The organism is Chryseobacterium sp. BGARF1 (assembly GCF_001677955.1).
Taxonomy (GTDB): domain Bacteria; phylum Bacteroidota; class Bacteroidia; order Flavobacteriales; family Weeksellaceae; genus Chryseobacterium.
On sequence record NZ_LELA01000052.1, the window covers coordinates 1 to 26,838 of the forward strand.

The 26,838-nt window shown below is 34.0% G+C and carries 20 protein-coding genes; 9 read left to right on the forward strand and 11 right to left on the reverse strand.

Annotation, left to right across the window (positions count from 1 at the left end; genetic code table 11):
* From AB671_RS10050 to AB671_RS10070, 5 genes are all read left to right on the forward strand, one after another.
* A partial coding sequence (locus AB671_RS10050; protein ID WP_157444180.1) for a T9SS type A sorting domain-containing protein occupies positions 1–719 on the forward strand: 719 nt, incomplete at its 5' end.
* A gap of 26 nt (positions 720–745) precedes the next feature.
* Positions 746–3,550: a hypothetical protein gene (locus AB671_RS10055; protein WP_157444181.1), complete on the forward strand. Its 2,805-nt coding sequence runs from the start codon at positions 746–748 to the stop codon at positions 3,548–3,550.
* Positions 3,551–3,556: 6 nt separating this feature from the next.
* Positions 3,557–7,078 carry a DUF6443 domain-containing protein gene (locus tag AB671_RS10060; protein ID WP_066679939.1) on the forward strand — a complete coding sequence of 1,174 codons (3,522 nt, stop codon included), beginning with the start codon at positions 3,557–3,559 and terminating at the stop codon, positions 7,076–7,078.
* Between the two features lie 17 nt (positions 7,079–7,095).
* Positions 7,096–7,482, forward strand: a complete 387-nt coding sequence (locus tag AB671_RS10065) for a hypothetical protein (protein WP_066679938.1) — start codon at positions 7,096–7,098, stop codon at positions 7,480–7,482.
* A gap of 279 nt (positions 7,483–7,761) precedes the next feature.
* A complete protein-coding gene (locus AB671_RS10070) occupies positions 7,762–10,065 on the forward strand; it encodes a GAF domain-containing protein (RefSeq protein ID WP_066679937.1) in 2,304 nt (767 codons plus the stop codon).
* A gap of 1 nt (position 10,066) precedes the next feature.
* Here AB671_RS10070 and AB671_RS10075 read toward each other — a convergent pair whose 3' ends face one another.
* From AB671_RS10075 to AB671_RS10085, 3 genes are all read right to left on the reverse strand, one after another.
* Entirely contained in the window at positions 10,067–10,981 is a 915-nt protein-coding gene (locus AB671_RS10075; RefSeq protein WP_066679936.1) for a bestrophin family protein, read from the reverse strand.
* 15 nt (positions 10,982–10,996) lie between these two features.
* The gene (locus tag AB671_RS10080) at positions 10,997–11,545 is read right to left on the reverse strand and encodes a hypothetical protein (RefSeq protein WP_066679935.1); all 549 of its coding nucleotides are present in this window, start codon (positions 11,543–11,545) and stop codon (positions 10,997–10,999) included.
* Between the two features lie 150 nt (positions 11,546–11,695).
* Positions 11,696–12,868, reverse strand: a complete 1,173-nt coding sequence (locus AB671_RS10085; RefSeq protein ID WP_066679934.1) for a Pycsar system effector family protein — start codon at positions 12,866–12,868, stop codon at positions 11,696–11,698.
* Between the two features lie 26 nt (positions 12,869–12,894).
* Between AB671_RS10085 and AB671_RS10090 the strand changes: the two genes are divergently transcribed.
* Entirely contained in the window at positions 12,895–16,608 is a 3,714-nt protein-coding gene (locus AB671_RS10090) for a metallophosphoesterase (RefSeq protein WP_066679933.1), read from the forward strand.
* Positions 16,609–16,677: 69 nt separating this feature from the next.
* Here the strand turns inward: AB671_RS10090 and AB671_RS10095 are convergent, their stop codons facing one another.
* The 7 genes from AB671_RS10095 to ruvX all read right to left on the reverse strand — a co-directional run bounded on the left by AB671_RS10095 (position 16,678) and on the right by ruvX (position 22,339).
* The gene (locus AB671_RS10095; protein ID WP_066679932.1) at positions 16,678–17,472 is read right to left on the reverse strand and encodes a hypothetical protein; all 795 of its coding nucleotides are present in this window, start codon (positions 17,470–17,472) and stop codon (positions 16,678–16,680) included.
* Between the two features lie 40 nt (positions 17,473–17,512).
* Positions 17,513–18,382, reverse strand: a complete 870-nt coding sequence (locus AB671_RS10100) for a hypothetical protein (protein WP_066679931.1) — start codon at positions 18,380–18,382, stop codon at positions 17,513–17,515.
* Positions 18,383–18,386: 4 nt separating this feature from the next.
* Entirely contained in the window at positions 18,387–19,466 is a 1,080-nt protein-coding gene (locus AB671_RS10105) for an FUSC family protein (RefSeq protein ID WP_066679930.1), read from the reverse strand.
* A gap of 188 nt (positions 19,467–19,654) precedes the next feature.
* Positions 19,655–20,428 (reverse strand): nucleoside triphosphate pyrophosphohydrolase, encoded by a 774-nt coding sequence (gene mazG / locus AB671_RS10110; RefSeq protein WP_066679929.1) that lies wholly within the window; start codon positions 20,426–20,428, stop codon positions 19,655–19,657.
* Between the two features lie 309 nt (positions 20,429–20,737).
* On the reverse strand, positions 20,738–21,286 hold the full coding sequence (locus AB671_RS10115; protein WP_066679928.1) for a DUF5606 domain-containing protein: 549 nt from the start codon (positions 21,284–21,286) through the stop codon (positions 20,738–20,740).
* A 67-nt stretch (positions 21,287–21,353) separates the two neighbouring features.
* Positions 21,354–21,926, reverse strand: coding sequence for a peptide deformylase (gene def / locus AB671_RS10120; RefSeq protein ID WP_066679927.1), 573 nt, complete (start codon positions 21,924–21,926; stop codon positions 21,354–21,356).
* Complete coding sequence (gene ruvX / locus AB671_RS10125; protein WP_066679926.1) at positions 21,923–22,339, reverse strand: Holliday junction resolvase RuvX; 417 nt, start codon at positions 22,337–22,339, stop codon at positions 21,923–21,925. Before ruvX ends, def begins: the two co-directional genes overlap by 4 nt.
* 114 nt (positions 22,340–22,453) lie before the next feature.
* Between ruvX and AB671_RS10130 the strand changes: the two genes are divergently transcribed.
* From AB671_RS10130 to AB671_RS10140, 3 genes are all read left to right on the forward strand, one after another.
* On the forward strand, positions 22,454–22,930 hold the full coding sequence (locus tag AB671_RS10130) for a SixA phosphatase family protein (protein WP_066679925.1): 477 nt from the start codon (positions 22,454–22,456) through the stop codon (positions 22,928–22,930).
* 64 nt (positions 22,931–22,994) lie between these two features.
* On the forward strand, positions 22,995–23,801 hold the full coding sequence (locus AB671_RS10135; RefSeq protein WP_228390968.1) for an archaemetzincin: 807 nt from the start codon (positions 22,995–22,997) through the stop codon (positions 23,799–23,801).
* Between the two features lie 228 nt (positions 23,802–24,029).
* Positions 24,030–25,088 carry a T9SS type A sorting domain-containing protein gene (locus AB671_RS10140; protein ID WP_066679923.1) on the forward strand — a complete coding sequence of 353 codons (1,059 nt, stop codon included), beginning with the start codon at positions 24,030–24,032 and terminating at the stop codon, positions 25,086–25,088.
* Between the two features lie 59 nt (positions 25,089–25,147).
* On the opposite strand, the gene AB671_RS10145 is transcribed toward AB671_RS10140, so the two are convergent.
* Complete coding sequence (locus AB671_RS10145; protein WP_066679922.1) at positions 25,148–26,689, reverse strand: serine hydrolase; 1,542 nt, start codon at positions 26,687–26,689, stop codon at positions 25,148–25,150.
* Positions 26,690–26,838 lie beyond the last annotated feature (149 nt).

A 26,838-nucleotide genomic window follows, 5' to 3' on the forward strand; every position in this document is an offset into this window, starting at 1 on the left:
AAAAGTCAGGAAATAAAACAGTTGGAATTGAAGAAGGAACAGATATCTGGCTGATTTCTTTAAATACAAGAGGTGAAGAACAGTGGCAGAGATCCTATAATTTCAAAAACCGTGATATTTTAATGGGAATGAATGTAATCAACGGAAAGCCATCAACCAACAACCAACAACAATCAACCAAAGGTATTTTACTGGGAGGATACACTCAGGCGGAAGGAAGAATTGAAGCGGAAGATGAAACCTTTTGGATGCTTTATATCGATAATGATGGAAACGAACAATGGCGAAAACACGTAAAAGGAGAATCTAGAAAAAAAGAGGAAAGGCTTTCTGATCTGAAAATGAATAAAGATGGTTCGATTGTTTTGGCAGGAACAAGTGCTGAAGAACTAGGAAAAGAGAACTGGAAGATCGTGAAACTTGGTGACAGCCAAATTGACCAATTGATAGAAAAACAGAATATTAAGATCTATCCTAATCCTGTGTCGGATTACTGCTATGTAGAGATTGGGTTTGAGGATGGAAGCTGGAAACTGGGTGATGGGAAGTCTGAAGCCGAGATTACACTTTACGATATGGGTGGAAGACAGCTTCAAAGCCTGAAAACAAAGAATAAAATAACGAAAATCAATACGCAGAGTCTTATTCAGGGAGCGTATCTGATTGTGGTAAAAACGGATACTGAGAAAACTGCGAATGCTAAATTGATAAAAAAATAAATAAATAAATAAATAAATAAATAACTATGAAAAAAATAGCACTATTATTAGGAATTTTATTCTATCTATTTTTCCAACATATAAATGCACAGAGCCTGGGTATTAACTTTGGAGATTTATCCAATCCTGTACCATCAGTCTCTGGTTCAGTGAATTATACCAATTCGCCACCATCTAATGCAACAGGAATACCCGATATTTCTTTTCCATTAGCTGCACTTTCTACCTATAACCCCAATATAAAACTAAATACAGCGATCTCATATGATCCAAATTCAGCAGCACAGGGAAGCCCGGCAACTCAGGTAGGCAGCGGATGGTCTTTGTTTACTCCCGGGGTAATTTCAAGACATATTAACCTTCTTCCGGATGAATTATTGCCAAACAATATTTCAGGAAGCTCTAATGAGGTTTACTTTGATGACGTCTATTACTATAATATACCCGGTGTTTTTGGAAAATTCAGATTTAAACGCAACGTTCAGAATAATACTTTTGAACTCATTAATCTGTCACCTAATAAATTAAGAATAGAATATACCAGAGCAGACAACTCCACAAAATTGACTGTCAAAGATTTTACAATTACTGATAATCATGGAGTTCGTTATCTATTTAAAGACTATAGCCTGAGTAACTTTAATGATACTGAGACTTTAGTGAGACCAGAAGGGGTTGTCTATAGATCTGCTTTTTTTGTCTCACAAATTATTGATGCTAATGGTGTTGAGCTTGCTTCTTTTTCTTACCAAAAAGACATAAAATATAGAGAGTATCATCCTAATACAATAGATTATCAAACATGTAGAATAAAAACAATTACGGCAAACGGATTTGGAAAACTGGATTTTGAATATGTCTATAATTCCGGTTTAGAGAATACTATGAATGATCCTTATCAGTTGCAAAATGTGGTGCTGAAAGATTATTATCATCATATTATTTCGAAATATGAGTTTGAGTATACTTCATCTAATTATGTAAAACGAGAACTCACAAAATTAAAAAAAATAAACAGAAGTAATGAGCTGCAGGAAGCAATAGAATTTGCTTATAAAACAATAACTCTTCCTCCTCCGGCTAACCCTCATCAAAAACCGAGCGGCATATGCCCTAATACTTTTGAAGCAATTCCATGGAGCCAAAATCGGGTTTTAAATAAAGTGATCAATCCTTACGGAGGTGTTGTGGAGTATAACTTTGAATTTGCTCAGGTATATTATGACAAAGCATCTCCTGATTACATCAACCCTATAAAAAATGAAACTGTTGTTTCTAATGAAACCCATTATGTCAGCACTCTTTTAGATATTCCTTATAACACCAATCAGTCCAGAGAATACACATTTGTAGTACCTGGCAATTATCCTAGGAAAGTATTTACAGGTTTAGGAATTGACGAATTATATCCCCTCGATCCATTAGGAAGTTTTTTTGATGAACCCTATTTAGATTATACAGTTGATGGAATAGCGGGTACAGTCTGCGGATTAGATTACAATGGATTCAGATCGCATTCTCTTCAACCGGGTAGCCATACTCTTAAAATAAGCGGAACAGGAGGAAAAGGCTCCGTTGGGATTTTAGTACTGGAGTATGTTCCGTTTCCTTATCCGAATAAGGACTACAGCCCATATATGGTGAGAATTTCAGATATTAAATATTATATTGATAAAACCGGTACTACTCCGGCTAAAACGATTAAGTATGATTATGATGACTTTTCAGATGCTAACTCTTCATCGGGGTATTGGGCTTCTGCCGATCAGGATGTGAACTCTAGCTATATTTTATATAAAAATGTGAAAGTATCAGATAGTGACGATTCTAATGGATATACTAAATACTATTACAAAATGTCTGACGATTTTCCTAAAATTGGCAATTATCACCCTTATTATGCGCTTACTTGTGGAGGACTGCTAGATAAAAAAGAAGTATACGATAATCAGAACAAACTTTTGGTGTCAGAAAAAAATGAATATACTTTTGAAGAAATTCCCGGTGCTCAGGAATACTACATAAAGCATTATGATGCTTACTACGGAACAGTTTCCAAACCTGCCTGGCTTAAAAAAAACGTTAATACGGTAATCAGTAATTTTGATAACAACCAAAGTGTTCAGGAATCATCTGAAACTGAATTCAATGCTTATAACTTTGAAATTGCTTCTACAAAAGAAACCGAGGATGGCGTAACTACAGAAACTTTATTCACTTATCCTACCTCTTCGGGAGCGTATAGCAATCTTTTCTCAAAAAACATGATAGGAATTCCTGTAATACAGGAAACTAAGGAAGAAGGAAAGACAGTGAGCAAATCGGAAACAAAATTTGATATTGCATCTTCTACCCTACCTACATCCATACAAACCACCAATATCAATGACGGAAGTACAAAAACAGCCGTGACTTTTGATTTGTATGATGAGAAAGGTAACCTCCTACAAATGACTTCTTCTACTGGAATTCCTACGGCAATTGTTTACGGATATGACAAAACCCTGTCTATTGCAAAAATACAGGGTGCTGCTTATGCTCAGGTCTTACCTTATATTCAGGCTATTGTAGATGCATCCAATGCAGATGCTGCAGATCCGGCAAACGAACCTGCACTTCTTATGGCTTTAGATAATTTCAGAAAGAATACTGCTTTAAAAGATTTTACAATTTCTACCAATACTTATGACCCGTTGATCGGGATGACCACCATTACTTCATCCAACGGAATCAGAGAGATTTACATGTACAATGCAGATAACAAGCTTCTGAAGATTACCGACAGGAACGGAAAAGTGCTAAAAGAATATAAGTACAATTACAAAAACTAAGATGCCATGAAAAAAATAATATACATTCTCTTTATACTTTCTTGTTATTCATTCTACAGCCAAGCCAACCTCCCGGCAGCAGAAAATTATATTTACAGTAAAAACTGTCTCAATGACGACTGTACTAAAAAAGCAGAATCTGTACAGTATTTTGATGGCTTAGGAAGGCTGAAGCAAAGTATTTCTGTAAAAGCAACACCGCAGGGTAAAGACATTGTGATTCCGATAGAATACGACAGCTATGGAAGAACGTTGAAAAATTATCTTCCGCTTCCTCAACAGTCTACACAGAACGGAGGTATTTACGGTGACCCTCTTTCTGCTGCGAATGCTGTTTACGGAAATGAGAAAATCTATTCTGAAACAATACCCGAAGCTTCCCCTCTGGGAAGAGTATTACAGCAAAAAAAGCCCGGTAATGACTGGAATGATCATCCAGCTACCATGGCTTACGCAACCAACACAGCAGGAGAAGTAAAAAAATACACCGTTTCGACAACATGGGTGGAAGCAAGAACCAACAGTATTCTCTCCCTTAGCGGAACATATCCTGCCGCACAGCTTTATAAAACAACTGTGACGGATGAAGACGGACGTATCAATACAGAATACAAAAACAAAAAGGGACAACTTGTACTCTCAAGGAAAAACGATGGATCTAAAGACATTGATACCTATTACGTATATAATGAATACGGACATCAGGTGTATGTAATTTCTCCGTTAGCATCAGAATCCGGGCTTACCGATCAGGTAACCCGAGATAATTTGTGCTATCAGTATCGTTATGATGGCTGGAACAGACTTGTAGAAAAAAAACTACCCGGGAAAGGATGGGAATATATGGTCTATGATAAAGCAGATCGTCTTATAGCAACACAGGATGCTAATTTAAGACCAGCTTCTAAATGGCTCGTTACAAAATATGATAAATTTGGCAGAGTTGCTTATACAGGAATTATGCCTCTTCCTGGTCAAACGCGAGCAGGATTACAGACGATTACTAATAATTATGTTATTACTGAGAACCGGGATGCACAGGGTTTTACAATGAGCGGAATGCAGATTTATTACACCAACGGTTTGTATCAGCAGATAGAAACCATACTTTCGGTAAATTATTATGATAATTATCCTCCCTATACACCATCATTTAATCCTACAGTAACTAATCTACCATTGTTAACAGATGATTCAAGTTTAAATATCAGCACAAAAAGTTTACCCGTAGCTTCTTATGTGAAAAATATTGAAGACGATAACTGGACGAAGAATTACACCTGGTACGATAGTAAAGGAAGAGCCATCGCCACACATTCCATCAATCATCTGGGAGGTTACACCAAAACAGAATCTGAGCTTGATTTTGCTGGTGTGACACAAAAGACAAAGGTTTATCATAAAAGACTTTCGCTTGACACAGAAAAACAGATAACCCAAACCTACACCTACGATCATCAGAACAGGCTGAAGGTACACAAACATCAAATTGACGGACAACCTGAAGAAATTTTAGTCCAAAACAGCTACAACGAAATCTCCCAGCTTGCCAGCAAAAAAGTAGGTGGCACTGTTTTAGGAAATGGGCTGCAAACGGTAGATTATCAGTATAATATTCAAGGCTGGATGACACAAATCAACAATCCTGCTGATTTAAATGATGGAGACCTTTTCGGATATGCAATAAAATATAACAATCCTGAAAATACGAGTCTTTCGACAAGTAGGTTTAATGGCAATATCGCAGAGATTGATTGGAAAACAGCAACAAATCCTAATGATAACAAACGTAGATATTCTTACACCTATGACGGACTAAACAGACTTCAAAAAGGAATTTATTCAGAATCGGGCTCAACACTTATCAGTAATGATTATTATAACGAGCAGCTTACCTATGACCACAACGGAAACATTGCTAGCTTAAAAAGATTTTCAAAGCCTTCTTCAGGAATCACTGCCGAGAAAATTGATGATTTGATTTACAATTATACCGGTAACCGTTTAGATAAAATAACGCTTCCTACAGATGTTGTCAATAACTCTTCAGGGTACAATGCTTTGCAAAATGTTTTTTCCTATGATTTAAATGGAAATATGAATAAACATTTAGATAAAGGTATAACTTCAATTATATACAATTATTTAAATCTACCATCTAATATTACTACTGGTGGTGGAAAATTAAATAGCCAGACAAATTATATTTATCGGGCTGATGGAACGAAGTTAAAAAAATATATAATAAGCAATAATCCAATTGGTGGATCATTTGTAGAAACAGATTATTTGGATGGTTTTCAGTATTACTATTATGCAGGTCCATTTACTCCACTGAACCCTTCGGGACTCCAATTTGTACCCACTTCAGAAGGCTATTTTGATTTTGTAAAAAATAAGTATATTTACAATTACAATGACCATTTGGGAAATACGAGGTTAAGTTATTTCCATAATGGAAGCAGCATAGAAGTTCTTGAAGAAAGCAACTATTATCCTTTTGGATTAAAGCATGAAGGGTATAATGGTTTGGCTGGTAATCCTTCTTATAAGTATAAGTACAACGGTAAGGAGTTGCAAGAAACTGGGATGATCGACTACGGCTGGAGACAGTATATGCCCGAAATTGGAAGATGGAACGGCATCGATCAGCTGGCAGAAATGTATGTTTCTACAAGTACCTATGCTTATGTGGCGAATAACCCGGTATTGCGATTTGATATTGACGGAAGATGGTTTAAAGATGATGGTACTATTGACCATTCTGCATCTGGAAACCCATATATTACTCTAAATAAATCATTTAAACCTACTTATTCATTCAGTATTTCGGGTGGGTTTCAGGATAATAGCGGTGGCGGAGGATATAGTTTTACAGGAAATGCCGCAGGTTCTATGTACAATTATTTTGTAAATGATGGAAGTATAAATGGTCTTTCGTTTAAAAATGGAGAGGTACAATGGTGGACAAATGGCGACGAAAGTTACCAAAGAATTATGAACGGAGAAATGGAAATTGGAGATCGAGAAATGATTATGCATCGAGCGAGATTTAACGGGAACGATTATTATTGGAATTATTGGGGTCTGCTAAACAATGCAAGTACAACACAATCTTATACCACAAACGGAATTGGGCTTACATTGGGAACAGCTGCCCGAGTATCAAACGATTTGGTAAGCGCAAGCAAAATAATAAAGACACCTAATATTTTTAAAACTTACAATTTATATAGAAGCAATGGATATTTAAATGGTAACAAGTCTATTTCAGGTGTAAAATTCTTAAAAAACGTAAAAACAATTAATACGTTAAATAATTCTAAAGTAGTAAAAGGAATTGGACGATTAGGATTATTTATTTCGTTTGAACAATTCAGAGAAACTCATCATCCGGGTTATATTTCCAGAGGAATTGTTAGTTTTGGAGCAGGTTTTGTGCCTTATTCGGGACCAGCAGCTTCTTTGCTGATTGATAATAGCAATGTAAATTACTGGAATATCTGGACGTGGGGTGATCCGGAATAAAAAAATAATCATTAATTATGGAAAATAAAATAAAAAACGCTTATTTCTACGCATATTATGAGTGTTACTTGCAAACACATATTTATTATAAAGAACATAAAAATAAAAATTTTTATTCAAGTATGGCTCTTGGTGGAGTTTTAGCATTTTTATTGATTTTTCCAGCGGTTATGTTTTTTGGAAATAAATTTAAAATTGGAAAATGGATGTATGTTATATTAATAGGTATTGCATATGGCCATATATATATTGATTCTTGGTTAATAGGAGATGATGATTTAACAGAAAAAATCAACGCTTTTTATGACGATAAAAAAGTAGTAAAAGAATCTAGAAGAATTGTTCTGGGATTTGTTTTTTTGTGTATTTTGTTCTGGGTTTTTGTTATCATGTATGAATATTAGGTAATGTTTCCAAATATGTTGGTAATCTTTATTAACCCGCTGCGCAAAGTCTCCCGACTTTGAGCTAATAATTCAAATCAAGCCTCGCAAAATGTGAGGCTTTTGTATTAAAAAACGTTCTATTTTTATATATGAAATATGACTTTCCTATACACCTATAACGACAATAAAAACATCCTTCATAACAAAAAACCAGTCTTAAACATAAAAATCACACCCACAAATCACCCAATTCCCTCATAGTTTTCATACCTTTACCCTCACAATTTTTCTTACATTTTGGCAAATCTCTACAAGAAAGAAAGTCCGTTTCAGGTTTTTATATCGTTCAAAAAATATTTGGATGTATTGGAGCATATTCGGTACAATGATCGTTTAGAGTATCGCGCTAATTATGCAGAATCTTTGATTGAGAAAACCAAAAATTTCAAAGAATTAAGAGACGGTTTTCAGGATCTATCGGTGTTTGAAAAGCACAAAGACCTCATCAGACTTTTGTTGGCAGACCTTTTCCCTACCGGTTTGACGAAAAATGAAATTAAAGCGGCAGGAATTCCGCTCACCAATCTTACGTTCAATTATACCGAAAGATTTCAGAATATTTTAAATGATGCCGGAAAAGATTTTGAGATTGAGTTCAGAGACATCAGTGATGACGAATATTACGTCTTTTGCTGTTGCCTGATCTTGCAGACCTATCTTAAAAAAGACATTAAAGTTACGATACCGTTTTATTATGATATTCCCGATAAACAGGGAATTATGAAGCATTATAAAATTACAGTTAACTCAGATTTTAGTGACGTTTATCCTGCTGAAGGAACCAAAATTCCGTCAGATGATATTTTGGATATGTTGCTTGAAAATCTGGATGATGTACAGCTTTGGAAAAAATACTTCCAGCCGGAATCATGGATCTTGAACGGATTCAGCATTATTTCTCTTATCGACTGTACTTCGGAAGTGGCACTGTCTGATTTGAAATCGAGCATGATCAAAATTGATCTGGAAAATCCTTCACCCGATGAGAATTTAAAAGAAATATTTAAATCTTATTTTGATGTTGCCGAGCTCAATTTTGGGCTGATGCTTTTTAATACTAAAAACAAAAGATTAGAAAAACTTCCTATCTACGAAAATGTTTTCACCAATTATCTTCTTGATTTCTGGATCAACACCTTTGATGAAGAAGCACGAAAAACTGCTTTTGAAAACATCAGTTACAATTCAAAACCTGTGGTAGTTTCTAATGTTGACAATCTGGATGAGGAGATCAAAAAACTACCTACTTTCAGTATTCTGAAAGATAACAACATCAATAGTTTCATGGTCATTCCGATCATGAAAGACAATGAGCTTTTGGCGATGATGGAGTTTACTTCACCCCAAGCGAACAGTCTGAATGGTTTAAAACTTAAAAAACTTGAGTTTGTTGCCGACATGATCATTTTCTCTTTGAGCCGATTTACCTATGAAAGGAATAATCAGATCGAAGCGATCATTCAGCGTGAATACACAACGATTCACGACAGCGTTATCTGGAAGTTCAGAAATGAAGCTGAACGCTATTTTAATGCTTATTTATCGAAAAAAATATATACTTTAAAGGAGATTTCATTTAAAAATCTTACGCCATTATTTAGTGTTTCAGACATCCGTGCTTCGTCAGACAAGCGTGTCACTCTGATGCTCGAAGACCTTAATCAACAAGGAGATGGGCTTAAGGAAGTGATGAGTATGCTCAACTCTGCAGAATCTGAAAAATATTCATTAGCATTGGATGTTTTTGAAAATGAGATCAATAATGAGATCAAAGCAGATACAGAACAGCGTTTCCAAAGAGTTTTGCGTAATGAAATTCATCCTTACCTACAAGGTCAGCTTGAGGTAAAAAGTGAAGAAACGATTAAAGAAAAAATCAAAAATTACTTTAGTCAGGTCTTTACTCAGAATGATCTTTTTTATGCCAACAGAAAAAATTTAGACGATTCCATTACCCTGCTCAATCGTAAATTGGCTGATATTTTAGACGAAAAACAATTGGCAGCTCAGGAAATTTTTCCACATTATTTTGAACGTTTTAAGTCGGATGGTGTAGAGCACAATCTTTACATCGGTCCTAGTATCGCTCCAGAGCTTCCCTATTCTGCTAAAGTCGTTCAGGAGTTGAGATATTGGCAGCTTGAAACCCTTTGTACGATGGAACATGAGTTTCGTTTATTCAAAAAAGACCTTCCCATTTCGCTTGATATTGCTTCACTAATTTTTGTGTATAATGAAAAAATAGACATCCGTTTCCGAATGGATGAAAAACGTTTTGATGTAGACGGTGCCTTTAATTCTAATTTTGAAATCATCAAAAAGAGACTTGAAAAAGCGCATATCAAAGACTCTACAGAAAGAATTACCTGTCCCGGAAAAATTACAATCGTTTATTTCGGTTTAGAAAATCAACGTGAATATTTACAATACATCCACAGACTTCAGAAACAGAATGTTTTAAAAACAGATGTTGAACTTTTAAGAGTTGAAGATCTGCAGGGAATCACAGGATTGCTTGCGATGAGAGTTTCTTTAGCATAAATCAATCTACAAAATAAGAATCCGGCTTTTTTAATTCACCTTGTGGAATTTCTGCCTGTTCAAAAATAGAAAATTCAATTGTTCTGCAGATACTATTGAGTGCCAAATCATTTTCTTCTTCACCAAAAGGCTCCCCTATTTCCTGAATAATTGCGTCTAAAGCAATAAAAGTATAGCTAATCAGTAAAACAATTAACGGCATCATCCAGTCTAAACTATCGAGCAACCCGAAAGGCAGCCAAAAACAATAGAGATAAACGGTACGATGCAGCAAGACACTGTAAGCAAAAGGAAGTGGTGTATTATAGATTCTCTCACAACCACCGGAAATATTAGAAAACTGATTCAGTTGATGATTCATAGCAGTCAAAACGATGGTATCGATATTTCCTTTTTTATGCTGAATATTCAGCCAGTCTGAAATAAATCCTAAAATAATATTGGTAACAAATTTTTTACCCTGAATCTGATGAAATTGTTCTTCAGAAAGAAGTTTTTGAAGAGGTTGTATATCCGATTTATCTCTTAACTGATAATTTAAAGCCCAGCAAAATGCAGAGATCAATTTTACAATTTCCTGCTTCTCTTCTTTAGGAATATTCGGGATAAAAGATAAGATTTGTCTTGTTAACGAACGGGTTTCGATCACCAATAATCCCCAAAGTTTTCTTCCTTCCCAGAATCGGTCATAACTTGCGGTATTGCAAAAGCCCATGAAAATGGCTAAAGCCAACCCTATCAAGGTAAAAACCGTAGGATTAAGCTTTACTTTATAATCGTAAATTTTACCGTTAAAATAATATACTGCAACCGAGAAAATGGTAATGATACAAAGCTGAGCTATTATTTTTTTCAGTACAGAACCTTTCCATATAAATAACATTTTCAGCCAGTGCGTTCTCTGTCTTACAATCATTTTTAAATATAAATTTTAAGGTAGTAATGGTAATACATTATTATAATATTCTTTAGAAAATTCATTAGAAAATGGTTCTCCACTTTCTTCTTCAATGATATTAACTTTACCTAATGAATTATAATAATAACTATACGAAACATTTCCGGAAATATCGTATTTCATTTTTACAACACTTTTATTAATTATTTCTCCTGTTTGTAAATTATAAGACCCAAAGCAGATACTTTTTCCTGTTACAATATGTTCAATATTAAAAGAATATAATTTTAATCCTACATTTTTCTGATGAGTAAAAATATCTTCTCTAATATAATTCCCTTGAATTTCAACTCTTTTTGCAATATCCAATTTATTTAATGAAGGATATTTATTAAATATTTCAGCCACAGATTCATTATCCTGATAATATGTCACCTCGATTAATAGATTATTGATATATTCTTCCTTAACTTTTATTAAATTGTTAAGTTTGATAATCTTAATATATGTTTCAAACATTTGAGCTTGAGACTCTGTAACAGATTGATTAAATTCATTCTCATAACTAATTACTGTACTCATAATTTTTTAACTTTTTTAAAGTTCGAGTTTCATAAAAAGTTTATCCTTTTATTTTTTTAATAATCTTCAGGAAATTTTTGTTGTTGAATTGTTAAAAGTAAATTTCTTCAACACAAAACCTCATCATATAAACAGTATTTTAAATGTAATTTAGAGTGTCAAAAAAGCATAGGCAAAAGACAGTACAGAAATTACGATTCCTGCCATAAAGATTTTATATGTAATCGAAAGAAGTTTATATTTTCTGTCTAAAACTTTCCCAAGGTAATATAAATCTTTTACCATAGAATCGTAGATATAATCTCGATCTTTGATGAGATCATGCATTGAGGTCAGATAATGATTAAACTCCATTTGATGAAAGTTTCCGAAAAACAAAAGGTTTACTTTACGGTCTTTAATATCCTGATCGGTAAAAGTAGTTTTCGTAACATTTGGTTTTGTAGAAAGTATTGCGAAAATAATTGTCAATACACTAGAAATCAACAAAACAAAAGTTGGAATCACAAGATGAGTATTTTTTGGAGCATCCAGTTTAGGAACCAATACTGATAAACATACCGAAATAATAATCGCGTTGACTGAAAGTAAGATGTTGGCTTTGCTGTCTGCAATATCGCTTAATCTTGTATGATTATTCAAAGTCACTCTGAAAAGGGTATCTACACTCCTATCCGACTTTTGGTCTTTTTTTTCTGAATTCTCTTTTTTGGGTTTCTCTTCTTTATCCATTTTATCCATCTTCTTTTCCAATTTTTTTACATTCTTCAGCTTGAGCGGCTCCCAGTTTTCTTTGGCATAATCTGTGAAATATTTGTGCTTGTTTTTAAGAAAATCTACGTTCATTACATTCCATTCGTCATTAGAGAAACACATGCCCCCCGTCAATTCCCATTCTTTTCTTAAAGCCTCCGCAGAATCATTGTAAAACGGACTCGCAAAATGACTGAAATCTGCATCTTTCATGATTTCTTCCAAAAGACCTTGAGGTTGATGGTATTTTTCAGTGGAAAGAATCAGTTTAGAAACTTCTTCAATATATTCATCAGAGAAATTATCTTTCTTAAGAAATTCTTTCATGATGGCCGCACTTCTATTTTCGTGGCCTTCTGCATTACAATCTGTAAAACCTACATCGTGAAACCACAGCGCAAGTAAAACTTTTTCTCGGTCAACTTCAGAAAGATTGGTATGCTTTATGATTTCATCTGCTTTCTGAACAGCGTATGTGGTATGGATAAAATTATGATAAAAATAAACAGAAGATAGTTTATCTTTGAATAAGTTTTCAACATAATTTTTAGCTTTGTCTAAGATGCTCATCACAGAATTTTTCTTAATGTAAATGTATGAATTTATCCTTTAAATCTTATTTAAAAAAAATATCACCGGCTGGAAAAACACTTCTCCTTTCGGGACTTCTTTTATCTTGTGCTACCTACAACGTAAAAAAGGGTAAAAACTTACATGAAGTATCAAAATCTGAGCTGAAAACAGATAATGACTTTCAGATTTTCCTCGTAGGAGATGCCGGAAACTCAGAAGAAATTCAGGCTCAGCAAACATTAAATTTTCTTAAAAACAAAATAGATTCTGCCAACAGCAATTCGATGCTGATATTTTTAGGAGACAACATCTACCCTCTAGGAATGCCAAAAGAAACGGATAAAGATTATCCTTTGGCAAAACAAAAAATGGAAAACCAATTGGCAATTACCAAAAATTTTAAAGGTAAAACATTGGTTATCCCCGGAAATCACGATTGGTATCACGGTTTGGATGGCTTAAAAGCTCAGGAAGACTTTGTGAAAACGTATCTGAAAGACAAAAAATCTTTTCTCCCTAAAAATTCTTGTCCGATTGATGATATCAATTTAACGAAAGACATTAAACTTATCGTGATTGATTCTGAATGGGCACTCATCAACTGGGATAAATATCCGGGAATCAATAAAGGTTGCGATATCAAAACCAGAGAAGATTTTTATACCGAATTTAAAGATCTTATTACAAAAAACCAGGATAAAAGAATTATTGTAGCGCTTCATCATCCGGTCATCAGTTCCGGTGTTCATGCCGGATTTAATTCTGCTAAATCTCATCTTTCAGCATTTAACGGAAAAGTTCCCATTCCCGGAGTTGCAACTGTACTTACAAAATTAAGAAGTACTTCCGGAGCAAGTATGGAAGACATTAACAACAGACATTATGCAGATTTTGCCAACAGATTAAAAAGTATTGTTCAGGATAAAAAAAATGTAATCTTCGTTTCAGGACACGATCACAATCTGCAATATCACGCAGACAACAACATCAGACAAATTATCAGCGGAGCAGGTTCAAAAACAGATCCCGCAACGATTGTAGAGAAAACAGATTTCTCTTACGGCGGAAGTGGTTTTGCCGTTTTAAATCTCAGAAAAGATTTGAGTTCGGATGTAGAATATTTTTCAACAAAAAACAATGAGTTCAAAAAACTGACGCAAATTTCCGTAATCCCTCAACTTCAGGTATTTGAAAATAATTTCCCAAGCTCTTTTCCTAAAACCTATACATCAACCATTTATCCAGAAAGGCTAACCCAAAAAGGAAAAATCTATCGCTGGCTTTGGGGAGATCATTACAGAAAATATTATGCTCTTCCGATTGAAGCAAAAACAAAAGATCTTTCTGATATGGATCCTGGTTATTCTCCCTTCAGAGAAGGTGGCGGAAACCAGTCGAACAGTCTACGTCTGAAAACCAATGACGGACAGGAATTTGTAATGCGCGGGATTAAAAAAAGTGCAGTCCGTTTCCTTAACGCACAGGCTTTTAAGAAAAACGATTTCGGAAACGAATTAAACAATACTTTCCCTGAAAGATTCTTACTCGATTTTTATACGACCAATCATCCTTTCACTGGATTTGCCGTTAATAATATGATCGATAAGCTTGGGATTTTTCACAGTAATCCTGAGTTATTTTATATCCCAAAACAAAAAGCTCTCGGCCGTTACAACAAAAATTACGGTGACGAATTATACATGATTGAAGAGCGTTTTTCTTCTGATCCTAAAACTTTACAGTCGCTTGATAACGCTTCAGATATCCTTTCTACGTCGGATGTTCTGAAAAACATGCGAAAAGACAGCAAATATTCTATTGATCAGGACCTATACATCAGAGCAAGAATTTTTGATATGTTGATCGGAGATTGGGACAGACACGAAGATCAGTGGAAATGGGCAGAATATAAAGTGGGAAATAAAGTTATTTACAAACCTATCCCACGAGACAGAGATCAGGCGTTCAGTACCTACGATGGCGCTGCGTTTACCTTCATTATGAACATTCCGATGATTCGTCACATGAAGTCTTTTAAAGATGAAATAAAAAATGTACGTTGGGTCAATATGGAACCTTATCCGTTAGATCTGATCTTCCTGAAAGGTTCTACCGAACAGAACTGGAGCGAGCAGGCAAAATATATCCAGACACATCTTACTGATGCAGATATTGATGTTGCTTTTAAAAACCTCCCGAAAGAAGTTCAGGACGAAACGATTGCCGATATTCAGAGAAAATTAAAACTCAGAAAAGAAAAAATTGAAGCTAATGCCGTAGAATATTATCACATTCTTCAGGAAAAAGTTCCGTTGGTGGGAACTTTAGACAAAGACAAGTTTGTCATTGTAAAAAATGGAAACTCAGTTGATGTAAAGCAGTTTAAAATTAATAAAGATAAAACCGAAGAATTGGTTTTTGAAAAAACTTACGACGGAAAAAAAACCAAAGAACTTTGGGTTTACGGATTGGATGATGACGATGTTTACGAAGTTTCAGGTGATGGCAAATCAAAGACAAATATTAGATTAATTGGTGGTTATAACCACGATGTCTACAATGTATCCAACGGAAGAAACGTTAAAATTTATGATTTTAAATCTCAGAAAAATACTTACGAAACCAAAGGTGCCACAAAACATATAACCGACGATTATGATGTAAACACCTACAATTGGAAACATCCTAAATACAATTTCTTTGCAGGCTATCCAATGGCAAATTACAATCCTGATGACGGAGTTATTTTGGGGCTTGTAGCCAATTTCACGGTTAATAATTTCATTCGTGACCGTTTTACCCAAAAACATAGTTTCAGTGCTAATTTATACACCGCAACAGGAGGATTTAATTTAGGATATAAAGGCGTCTTTAAAAAAGCAATTTTCGGTTGGGATGCAGAAATTGATGCTACACACACAACTCCACATTTTGCAAGAACATTTTTTGGATTTGGAAATGAAACGCAATACGACAAAGATGCTGTTGACAAAGATTACAATCGTGTAAGGATCTCACAGAGCAAATTTGCCCCTTCCATCTCAAAAACAAGCTGGCTCAACCTAAAACATCAGTTCCAGCTGACTTTCGAAAACTCTAAACTTCAGAAAAATGATGACCGCTTTGCTGTCGTTTCACCAGATGTAAGACCTGAAGTTTTCGACCATCAACAGTTTGGAGGTGCTAACTATACTTTTAGTTTTAAAAATTTTGATAATAATGCCTTCCCTACGTTAGGTTTAGAATTAATTTTAAACGCAGGCTGGAAAGCCAATTTACAAGAACTTGAAAGAAACTTTGCCAGTTTTCAGGGTAGCATGAGCCTTTTCCAGAGAATTGATAAGAAAAGTAAATTTGTTTTTGCCAACTCTACCAATGCTATGATTATCAGCAATAATAATTTTGAATTTTATCAGGCTGCAGCGATTGGCGGAAACAACGGAATGCGCGCTTACAGAAACGAAAGGTTTGCCGGAAAATCATACCTCATCAACAATGCAGAAGTTCGTTGGGATTTTGGAAGAGTAAAAAATAATATCGTGCCTGTCAATATGGGAATTTTAGTCGGTTATGATGTAGGAAGAGTGTGGATAGATAGAGAACAATCAGACAAATGGCATCAAGGAGTCGGTGGTGGTTTTTGGATGAATATGCTGGAGTCTTTCTCTGCAAGAATCGATTACTTTACCGGTGAAGATGGCGGAAGAATTTCCGGTGGCGTAGGAATGAGCTTCTAAAGACGCTTTTTTCTAAATTCTAAAAAATAAATCATAAAAAATCCGCAGAGAATTTCTGCGGATTTTATTTTATAAAGGATGGTATAATAATACTTGTCCGTTTGAATCGTATTGATAGGTCCAATTGGCACTTTCTTTTCCTGGAGGAAGTTGAACATTACCATTAAGTGGATTCGGTAAGTATTGAATGATTGATTCTATTGCTCTAAAGTTATTGGCAGACAAGCTTTTTTCGTATAAATTATCATTAATCAAAAACATTTTTTTGAATGGGTTTTTAGCCTGGTCAAAATCCAAATAGGTAGTAGTTGTAAACTTCGTATCTATCCCCCCAGACTTCTCCAATTTCTCACTTTTAATTAGATTATTATTTGAATCTAAATAATAAGTAGAATATGTTTCGAAAGTATAAGTTTTAGAATATATTTTTATTTTCCCAAATTCATAAGTATAATTTTTAACCGTAATTAATTCATTAAACTGATTGTATAATTCGGCTTTTTTAGGTTTATCATTTTCCATTGTGTAAACAATAGTAGGATAAACATCACTAGAATATTTTACTTCTACTTGATTATTATTGTATGATAAAGAAATAAATGAGTCAGGATAAAAAAAATCAGGCGAAGATAACGTTCCTCCGTTTACGAATTTACCCGTCATTTTTGTTAGATTTCCGTTTTGATAATTAAAAGTATAATACCACGATGGATAAAGTAATGCTAATTTAGGAAACTCCATATAATTCACAAATGCTTTGTCTGGTTCCAAATCTTGTGAATTTTGTTGATTTTCAATAATATCATCCGAATTTGCACACGAAATTATTCCTAAAATGAATAAAAAATAAAAAAGTTTTTTCATGGTTAATTTTAAGAGTACAAAAATAGTTTTTATTTAAAAACTACAAAGTAAACTGATATACATTTCCACCTTCTTTTTTATCTTTTTCGTCGGCAATTAGCAAGGTTTTATCATCAACAAAAACGACAGCTTCTTTTTGTGAATTGTGGTTTAAAGGCATTTTCTGAATTTTAGCTGAGTTAAAATCATTTGCCGTAAATCCTGAAAGTACATGAATGTTTTTATGCGTTAAAAGCACAATTTCATTTTTAGAATTAATTGCAGCCGATGTAATGGCAGCATCATTGTAACCTCCTTCAAGCTTTAGTTTTCCAATTAATTTTGCTTCAAAATCACCTTCTTTATTCGGGATCTGGAAAACTAAGAAAGTTCCGTCAAAACCTTTGCTTCTGTTCTTTGTAAACAAATAAAAACTTCCGTCTTTTTCTACAAATGCCTCGCAATCGTACAGTAAATTAGATTTTTTAGGAGGAAATTCAGTCTGTCCTTCATAATGGAATTTAGTCGTCTGAATGACCTTTGTCGATTTCTGAGAATCACTTTTCAGATCTAATTTTAAGATGGAAAGATTTTGTCTGTCGTTTTCATTATTCCCAAAATCGCCAATGTAAATATTTCCGGCAGCATCTTTTGTAATGTCTTCCCAGTCAGTATTTTCAGCATTTTCTACAAGCACGTCATTAACCAATTCTCCTTGTCGGTTGAGTCCGTACACTACATTTTTATTTCCTGCATCTTCAATCGCCCAAATGATTTTCTGGTCTTGTGAAAGAGCAATTCCTGAAACTTCTTTCAGCTTTTTGGGAAGTGAAAATTCTGTTTTTAAATCTTCCTGCGATTTTGTTACCGAATCCTGAGCTTTCGGATTGCAGCTCATTAGCATAAAAGCAAATACAACGAGAATACGCATAATTTTATTTTTTTAATTTTTTAAACTGAAAGAAAGAGTACCTGATATTTTTCTCCAATTGATTAATCATTTGTTGGTGATGGAGAAAAAATCCTGCAGCCAATCCCATTAAACTTCCAATAATAGTGTCGAGTAATCTTGCCTCCATTAAGTTTTCAACCTGATGGTGAACAGTACTTCCCACTTCTATTAAAAGTAAAGTGAGCGGTGTAATAAATACAACGGCAAAACCATAATTCCTTACAATCATTAATTCTACAACGAACTGTAAAACTACAATAATTCCTATCATGACAATTTTTTCGGGGTCAAAAAGCAGGATCAGCCATGCTAAACCCAAACCAATGAAAGTTCCGAAGATACGGTGCATATTTCTTTGTCGGACATGTTCGAAATTTCTGCCCTGAATAATCGCTACTGTTGAAATTGAAATCCAATATGTATTTTGAAATTTTAAAAGATGACCGACAATTAAAGTCAGCATCATAATTACGCCTATGATTGTACTTTCAACAAATTTCGTATATCTTTTTTTCTTAAAAACTCTTCGTGGAACATTTACCACTTCACTTTTTTCAATAAAAACTGAATAGAGAAAAGCCAATGAACACGACAAAATAGCGCCCATTGTTACCAAACCAACTCTTATAGGAATCATTTCCAAATCAAACTGATACGTACTCGCCATCGCAGCCAACATAATGAAGAAAAAATTTCCCGGTGGCGGAATTTTAAAATAAGAAGTTATAAAATGCGACAGAAAAGAAACAACCCCGAAAGATAAAGCTGCGGTATAAATATTAAAACTAAAAAACAGACTTATGGTAAAGGAAAATATGATTCCAAAAGCACAAACTGCCAAGTGGATCATTCGCTGACTGATTGGCGCTGTCGTAAAATACAATATCGTTAACGCTCCCAAGCTCGAAAGACTTCCATAATTTGGTTTTCCTGAAAACCAGCCCAACAAAAGCGGAATACCAATACACAAAGCAGCCAGAAATGGAAAATGCCATTTCCGATCGGTCTTTTTCATTTCAATAAGATATTGAAAACGATTTTGTATGGGATGATCTACTTTCATTTTTTATTCTAAAATAATTTTAGGTCCTTTAATAACTTTTTCTGTATTTTCCAAGATAAATAAATCTAGTCTGGTTATTCTTTTCACGTTTTCTCAACGACTTTAGTCGTAATCTTTGCTCCTTTAAATAAAAGCATTTCAAATAAAACCTTTGCGTTTATGTATTTATAAATAATAAAATTTTTACTCTAACTCAACATTTGCTTTTTTGCTTTTTCCCAAAGAACATCCATTTCTTCCAGAGTCATATCAGCTAATTTTAAATCTGCCTCAGCTGCGAGCTGCTCCATTTTCTGAAATCTTGAAATAAATTTCAGATTGGTTCTTTCTAAAGCCGAATCAGGATTTAAACCAGAAATACGAGCATAATTAATCAATGAGAAAAATACATCTCCCAGTTCCTGCTCTTTTTTGTCTGAATCGGTTTCTGCATGAAACTCATTGATTTCTTCATCCACTTTTTTCCAGGCATCTTCAGCATCATGAAATTCAAAGCCAATTCCTTTTACTTTATCCTGAATCCTGTAGGCTTTTACCATACTTGGTAATCCTTTCGGAACTCCACCCAGAATAGATTTGTTGCCTTCTTTCAGTTTCAGCTTTTCCCAATTTTGCTTTACTTCTTCTTCATCTTTCACTTCGGTATCTCCATAAATATGAGGATGACGGAAAATCAGTTTTTCGTTTAACGAATTGATGACATCAGCAATATCAAAACTTTCTTTTTCCGAACCTATTTTAGCATAAAAAACTAAATGCAGAAGCACATCGCCAAGTTCTTTTTTAATTTCGGTAAGATCTTCCTGCAAAAGCGCATCAGAAAGCTCGTAGGTTTCTTCCAACGTCAAATGACGAAGCGTCTGAAGCGTCTGTTTCTGATCCCACGGACATTTTTCACGAAGGTCATCCATAATGTCTAAAAGTCTTCCGAAAGCTTCGAGTTTTTCTTGTCTGGTATTCATAATTGAGTTTGAAATTAATACAAATTTAAGGTAAATCTTTCTTAGTTCTTTTGTCTTGAAACAAAAGAACCAAAAGTTCAAGACTTGGAAACTTCCGTTAAAAATTAAAAGTTAGTCCTAAAATCCCCAAAACTTGCGCGAGTTCAGAATTGTTCTTTCAATCAATAGTTGTGTCGCGCTTCAAACAGTGGGAATTTTTTAACGGAATAACTTTTAATTTTCTTAACGCTCCATTTTCCGATGTCACTTTAGGTCAAAAAAAACCTCATCATTGCTGACAAGGTTTTGTATTAATTAAGATAAACTAAATTATCCCATTTTTCTGTGAGTACTTTTTGTAGCTGCTTTAGCTCCTGTACTTGCTTTTACTTTTGGAGTTGCAGGTTTGTCTGCTTTAAGAGCTGCTTTTTTTGGAGCTTCTTTTTCAACACTCGCCTCACCTTCTTCAGTTTCAGCTTCTGCTTTTACAAAACTTTCAGGAGTGATGTATCCAGCTTTGTGAAGGATGTTGTACCACTGAGCCAATTTTTTGATATCAGAATTGTAAACTCTATCTGTATCGTAGTTTGGAAGAGATGCAGCCATAAATTCAGCTAATTCAGCTTCTGAAGATTTGTGATTGATTGTTTCTTTGTAATCGTAATTTTTAGCAATATTTTCAAAAACCTCAAACAAAGGAACTTCTTTATCAAAAGTAAACATTGCGATATTATCTAACAAGCTCACTTGGCTAGAATTACCGATACTCACTTTCTTTTTGGTTGTAACTTCTTCAATGATGAATCCGTTTTTCAACTGCGACACCAACTTGTAAAGACCTGGTTTCCCAGAGATTGAAATTATTTTTTCTAACAGCATAATTTTATTTTTTTAATTTCAGTAAAAGCTATAACGCTTTTTATAATAATATATTTCTTAGTTTAAATTATTTTGGAAACCTCATTTTGTAGCTAATAGACACATCTCCTTGAGTAATCTTGGTAAGTTTTCCTTTTACCAGCTTTTTCTTCAGCGGGCTTAGATGATCCGTAAAAAGGGTACCTTCTATGTGATCATATTCGTGCTGAATTACGCGGGCTCTAATATCGGAAAAAGTTTCGGTATGCTTCACAAAATTTTCGTCATAATATTCAATCAAGATTGTGCTCTTTCTTTTAACATCTTCTCTTACATCAGGAATCGAAAGACAACCTTCGTTAAACTTCCATTCTTCGCCAGATTCTTCAAGAATTTCAGCATTGATAAAAACTTTTTTAAAGTCTTTCAACTCTTCAGCAATATCTTCGTAATCCTCATCTTCAGCCAAAGGCGTAACATCTACGATGAAAAGTCTTAAATCTAAACCAATCTGAGGTGCCGCCAAACCAATACCGTTTGCCTCGTACATCGTTTCAAACATATTATCGATCAGTTGTTGCAGATCCGGATAATTTTTATCTATCTCTTTTCCTGTTTTTCTCAATACAGGATCTCCAAAAGCTCTAATTGGTAAAATCATCTTGTTCTTTGTTCTAAAAAATTCTGCAATATGATGGTTGCACTTACTTTATCTATTAATCCTTTTTGTTGTCTTTGTTTTTTGCTTTTTCCACTTTGGGAAATAAAAAACGAAGCCATTTTTGAGGTAAATCTTTCATCTAAACGATGAACTTCAATCTGCGGAAATTCTTTTTTAAAGTTCTCTATAAACCCTAAAATATCCGTTTCCACTTCCGAGATATTACCTTTCAAGTCTGTGGGAAGACCTACCACTATTGCTTCTACACTGTTTTCGACGGTATATTTTTTAAAAAAATCCATCAAAAAACGGGTTTCCACAGTATCGAGACCACTGGCAATAATTTTCATATCATCGGTTGCAGCAACGCCACAACGCGCTTTTCCGTAGTCTATAGCAATAATCTGTCCCATAAGTCTGCAAATTTAAGAAATTTTACTCATTTTATTCATAACACAGTTTTTTTTATAAATCATGTTTTTTTCCATTATTTTTTTTATAATTTTATATTACCTAAACTCAAGATTATGAAGCAATTGATTCTCGTAAGACATGCAAAAAGCGACTGGCCTGAAGAAACCAGCGATTTCGAAAGACCTTTGGCAGACAAAGGTCTATTGGATGCTTTAAAGATGTCTAAATTTTTAAAAAACAATAACATCGGAATTGACTATCTTATTTCCAGCCCTGCTGCAAGAGCTTTAGGTACTTGTAAAATTTTTAATCAGACCTATAATCTAACTTTCGGAACCGACGAAAAACTGTATAATCCTTCCGAAAGCAATTTTGAGTCAGTAATTTATGATTTGAATGACGATTTGAATTCTGTTGCATTTTTCTCTCACAACAATGGCATTTCCAATTTTGCCAATTCTATTTCTGAGGATATTTTCCATTTTCCGACTTGCGGTGTTGCAGGTTTTCAAATTGATTGTGATTCTTGGTCGCAGTTTGACGGAGCCAATAAAAAGCTTCTTTTCTTTTATGAACCCGGGAAAATTTAATTCATATTTAAGTTTAATTTATTTAGTTCTTTTCATCTTTCTTTTTTCATGTCAAAAGAAAGAAATGACGTATTATGAAAAGATTGCTTTCAATGATATAGCATTGAAAAATGCTACACCAGAAGAATGGAGATACAATAAAAAAGAGTATAATCAGACATTTCAAGACTTTCAAAAATTAAAAAAGATAAAACCGGAAGAAGGAAAGAACATAATTTATCTTCAGCCCATCGGTGAATTTAATATCCTGCAGAAAAAACAAATTGAGTTAACGAAACAATATTTAGCCAAATACTTTCAGTTGGAAACTAAGATCTTGCCCACTTTATCTAATACTATTTTTCCAAAATCGGCCAAAAGAATTAGAAGCAATAACCAGGAGCAAGTTTTAGCCAGTTATATTCTGGACAGCGTTTTAATAAATAAAAAACCTAAAGACGCCGTTGTTTTAATGGGAATTACGGAAAAAGACCTTTTTCCAAGTCCTGAATGGAATTATGTTTTCGGGCTTGCTTCCTACGAAAATGGAGTGGGTGTAACTTCGATGTTCCGATTTTACGATGGAAATTTAACCGAATCAAACTTTAATAAAAGCCTTGAAAGATTACTGAAAATAAGTTCACACGAAATTGGTCATATGTTTGGAATAAGCCATTGCATAAATGCAAATTGCGTAATGAATGGAACCAACAATCTTACAGAAACAGATTCTCACTTTGCGAGAGCCTGCTCTCTTTGCCAACAAAAATTGAATTCAACCTTGAAATATGACAATCAAAAACGTTTGATTGAATTAAGAGATTTTTTCGAAAAACAAAATCTTAATAGAGAATTTTCAAGAGCAGAAACTGATTTAAAATTTTTAAAGTAGTTTCATTATTACATTTATTTTCTATTCCAAGAATTTAAATAAACACCCTAATCATTTGAGTTTATTTACTATTTATTTTTAAAAACTGATTAATAACAACATCATTATTTTGTTATTTCTCTTTCTTTGAATGCAACCGAATGCACATTTTTCCGTTGCGAATAAAACAATTAAGTTTGTCTAAATTTTATTTATTCTAAATAAAATAAAACTTAAAACTCTATTATTATGTACAGACAAATTTATTTGCTGGTTGCTTTCTTTTTATTATTGGGAAGCAAAACTTATTCTCAAGCTTCAATAAGCCTGTTCCAAGACAATTTAACAACTCCCAATCCTATGATTACAGATGGTAATGACTTGTATGTTGGTTATTATTATTCGGACAAAGTTGTGAAATTTGACCTTACCAATCCAAATACTCCTCCAGTTGATATAGCAACGGGAGTAAACAGACCTTATGGATTAGCAATAAAAAATAATACACTTTACATTTCAGAATTCGGTGGTGACAAAATTTCTAAAATTGATCTTTCAAACACAGGGATTGCTCCTGAAACCGTAATATCAAACGTTAACAGTCCTATTGGTCTTGAGTTTATTGGAAACGAACTGTACATAGCCCTTGAAGGGGAAAACAGAGTCATCAAAATAGATGTCACCCAAGCTTCTCCTCAACCAACAACAGTGACCAATGTTTCAAGCCCTTTTGAAATTGAGTTTGTTGGCAATCAACTTTATATTTCCGAGAGATTTGAAGGAAGAATTGTAAGATTTGACATGAACAACAGTTCTGCGATCAGTGAAGTTGTCGCTCAAGGATTAAGCTATCCCTCAGGTCTTGCCTCACATGGAAAACAATTATATATTGCAGAAGCTGGAGCTTCAAAAATTTCAAAGATCAGTACTTCAGTTACAAATCCTACGGTTTCTGACGCAGTAACATCAAGCCTGTTAAGTTACCCTTCAGGGTTGCTAATGCATAATAACATGATGTATATTACAGATTTCTTTGCCAATGCAATATATAAGGTCGACTTAGCAACTTTATCTGTTTCAGAATTAAATGCAACAGGTAATAAAAGTTTGAAAGTTTATCCAAATCCTGCGACTGACAAACTAAATGTTTACAACGCTCCATCAAACGAATATAAAATATTTGACATGACGGGCAGAGTAATCAATTCAGGAACATTAGAAAGGAATTCTATCAATGTAAACCAACTTTCTTCAGGAAATTACATTCTGAAAACAGGAGAAGCTACTACGAAATTCATTAAAAAATAATTGAATTAAAAATAAAAGAGGCTGTTTTTCACAGCCTCTTTGTAATATTTGTATGTTGATTATTTTCTTTTCAAATCAAGATCATCAAAATCAAAACTAAAATCTGTAATATCTGAGATCGCTTTCATTTTTGCAGACTCTGCTTTTCCGTTTTCATCGTAGCTAAAAATAAGATACGCATCGGCATCATAACTTCTGTCGTCCCATTTAATGATAAAAGTATTGTTTGAAAAAGGAAGCAACTCCCCTTTCAGTCTTGGAGAATTTTTACAAGAAATTCTGTAAGTATTTCCCTGTTGAGCAATTTCAACATCACCAAACCATTGATCATTGTATTTTCCGACAAACTGTTCTGCTTTAGGCTGAAGGTTTTTATCTTTTTTGAAAGCATCAGATTTCGCGAAGACTTCTTTTTTTTGTTTATTATATTCAGCTTCTACTTTCTGCATTCTGTCACCGTAAGTTTTCAGCCAATTTCTATCGGCAATTCCTAAATAAGAATCTTTTACCGTATTTGTAATTGTGTTGAAAGCCGCACCAGATTGTTGATTTGTTAAAACCACAATTCCTAATTTCATATCCGGAATTAAAGTAAACTGCGTTACTGTTCCAATCAATCCACCGGTATGCTGAACTTGTTTATGACCTTTCACATCGCTTAAGAACCAACCTAAACCGTATCCATAGAAACTTGTATCATAAGGATTTTTCATTGCCACTCTGTCAGGAATCTGCAGACTCCAAAGCTGCTGAATATTTTTATCTGAAACTAATTTCTTTCCATCTTTGGTTGTGAATCCATTTAAAAGAAATTCAGCCCAAGTCGTCATGTCTTTAATGTTACTCATAATTCCGCCTGCTGCATTAGCAGTTTCATTCCAGTCGTGAGGAACTGCAATTGCTTTTCCATCAACAGGAGCATGTGCATCAATTTTATTAGCAACAGCTTTTGCTCTGTTATAACTTCCGAAACTTGCATTCATTCCGACAGGTTTCATAATTCTTTGTTCGATAAAATCTGCCCAACTTAACCCTGAAATCCTGGTAATCACTTCTCCAGCAACAATAAACATAATATTATTATAATCTAAAGTTGTACGGAAAGAGTTTTCTGGTTTTAAATATCTTACATTATGCACAATATCGTTTACCGTAAGATTTCCACCTTCCGGAAAAAACATCAAATCTCCTTGTCCCAAACCTAAACCAGCTCTGTGCGTAATCAAATCCTTAATCGTTACATTTTGAGAAACATACGAATCATACATTTGAAATTCAGGAATATATTTTGAAACTTTATCGTCCCAGTTCAGTTTTCCTTCATCTGCTAAAATTGCCAAAGCCACACAAGTAAACGCTTTAGAATTAGAAGCAATACCCACCAAAGTTGTATCATCCATCGGTTGTTTCGTGGTTAACGAACGTACTCCAAAACCTTTAGAGTAAATCATTTTTCCGTCTTTGATGACGCCAACAGACATTCCTGGAACGTCGAAAGTCTTTAAAGTATTCTGAATGAGTTCGTCTAGTTTTTTTTCTTCCACCTGTGCGAAAGAAATGAAAGAAACTAAAAGAAAGAATAAAGATAAGTTATGCTTCATTATTTTTAAATTTTCCCAAATTTAATCAATTCAGTAGAATTAAATTCCCATTTCATCAATACTTAGAGCCTGTTTAAAAAATGAATAATAAAAAAGAGTATGGGCTAAAAACTGGCTAAAAATTGTCATTTTAGAGTTGCAAAACAAAA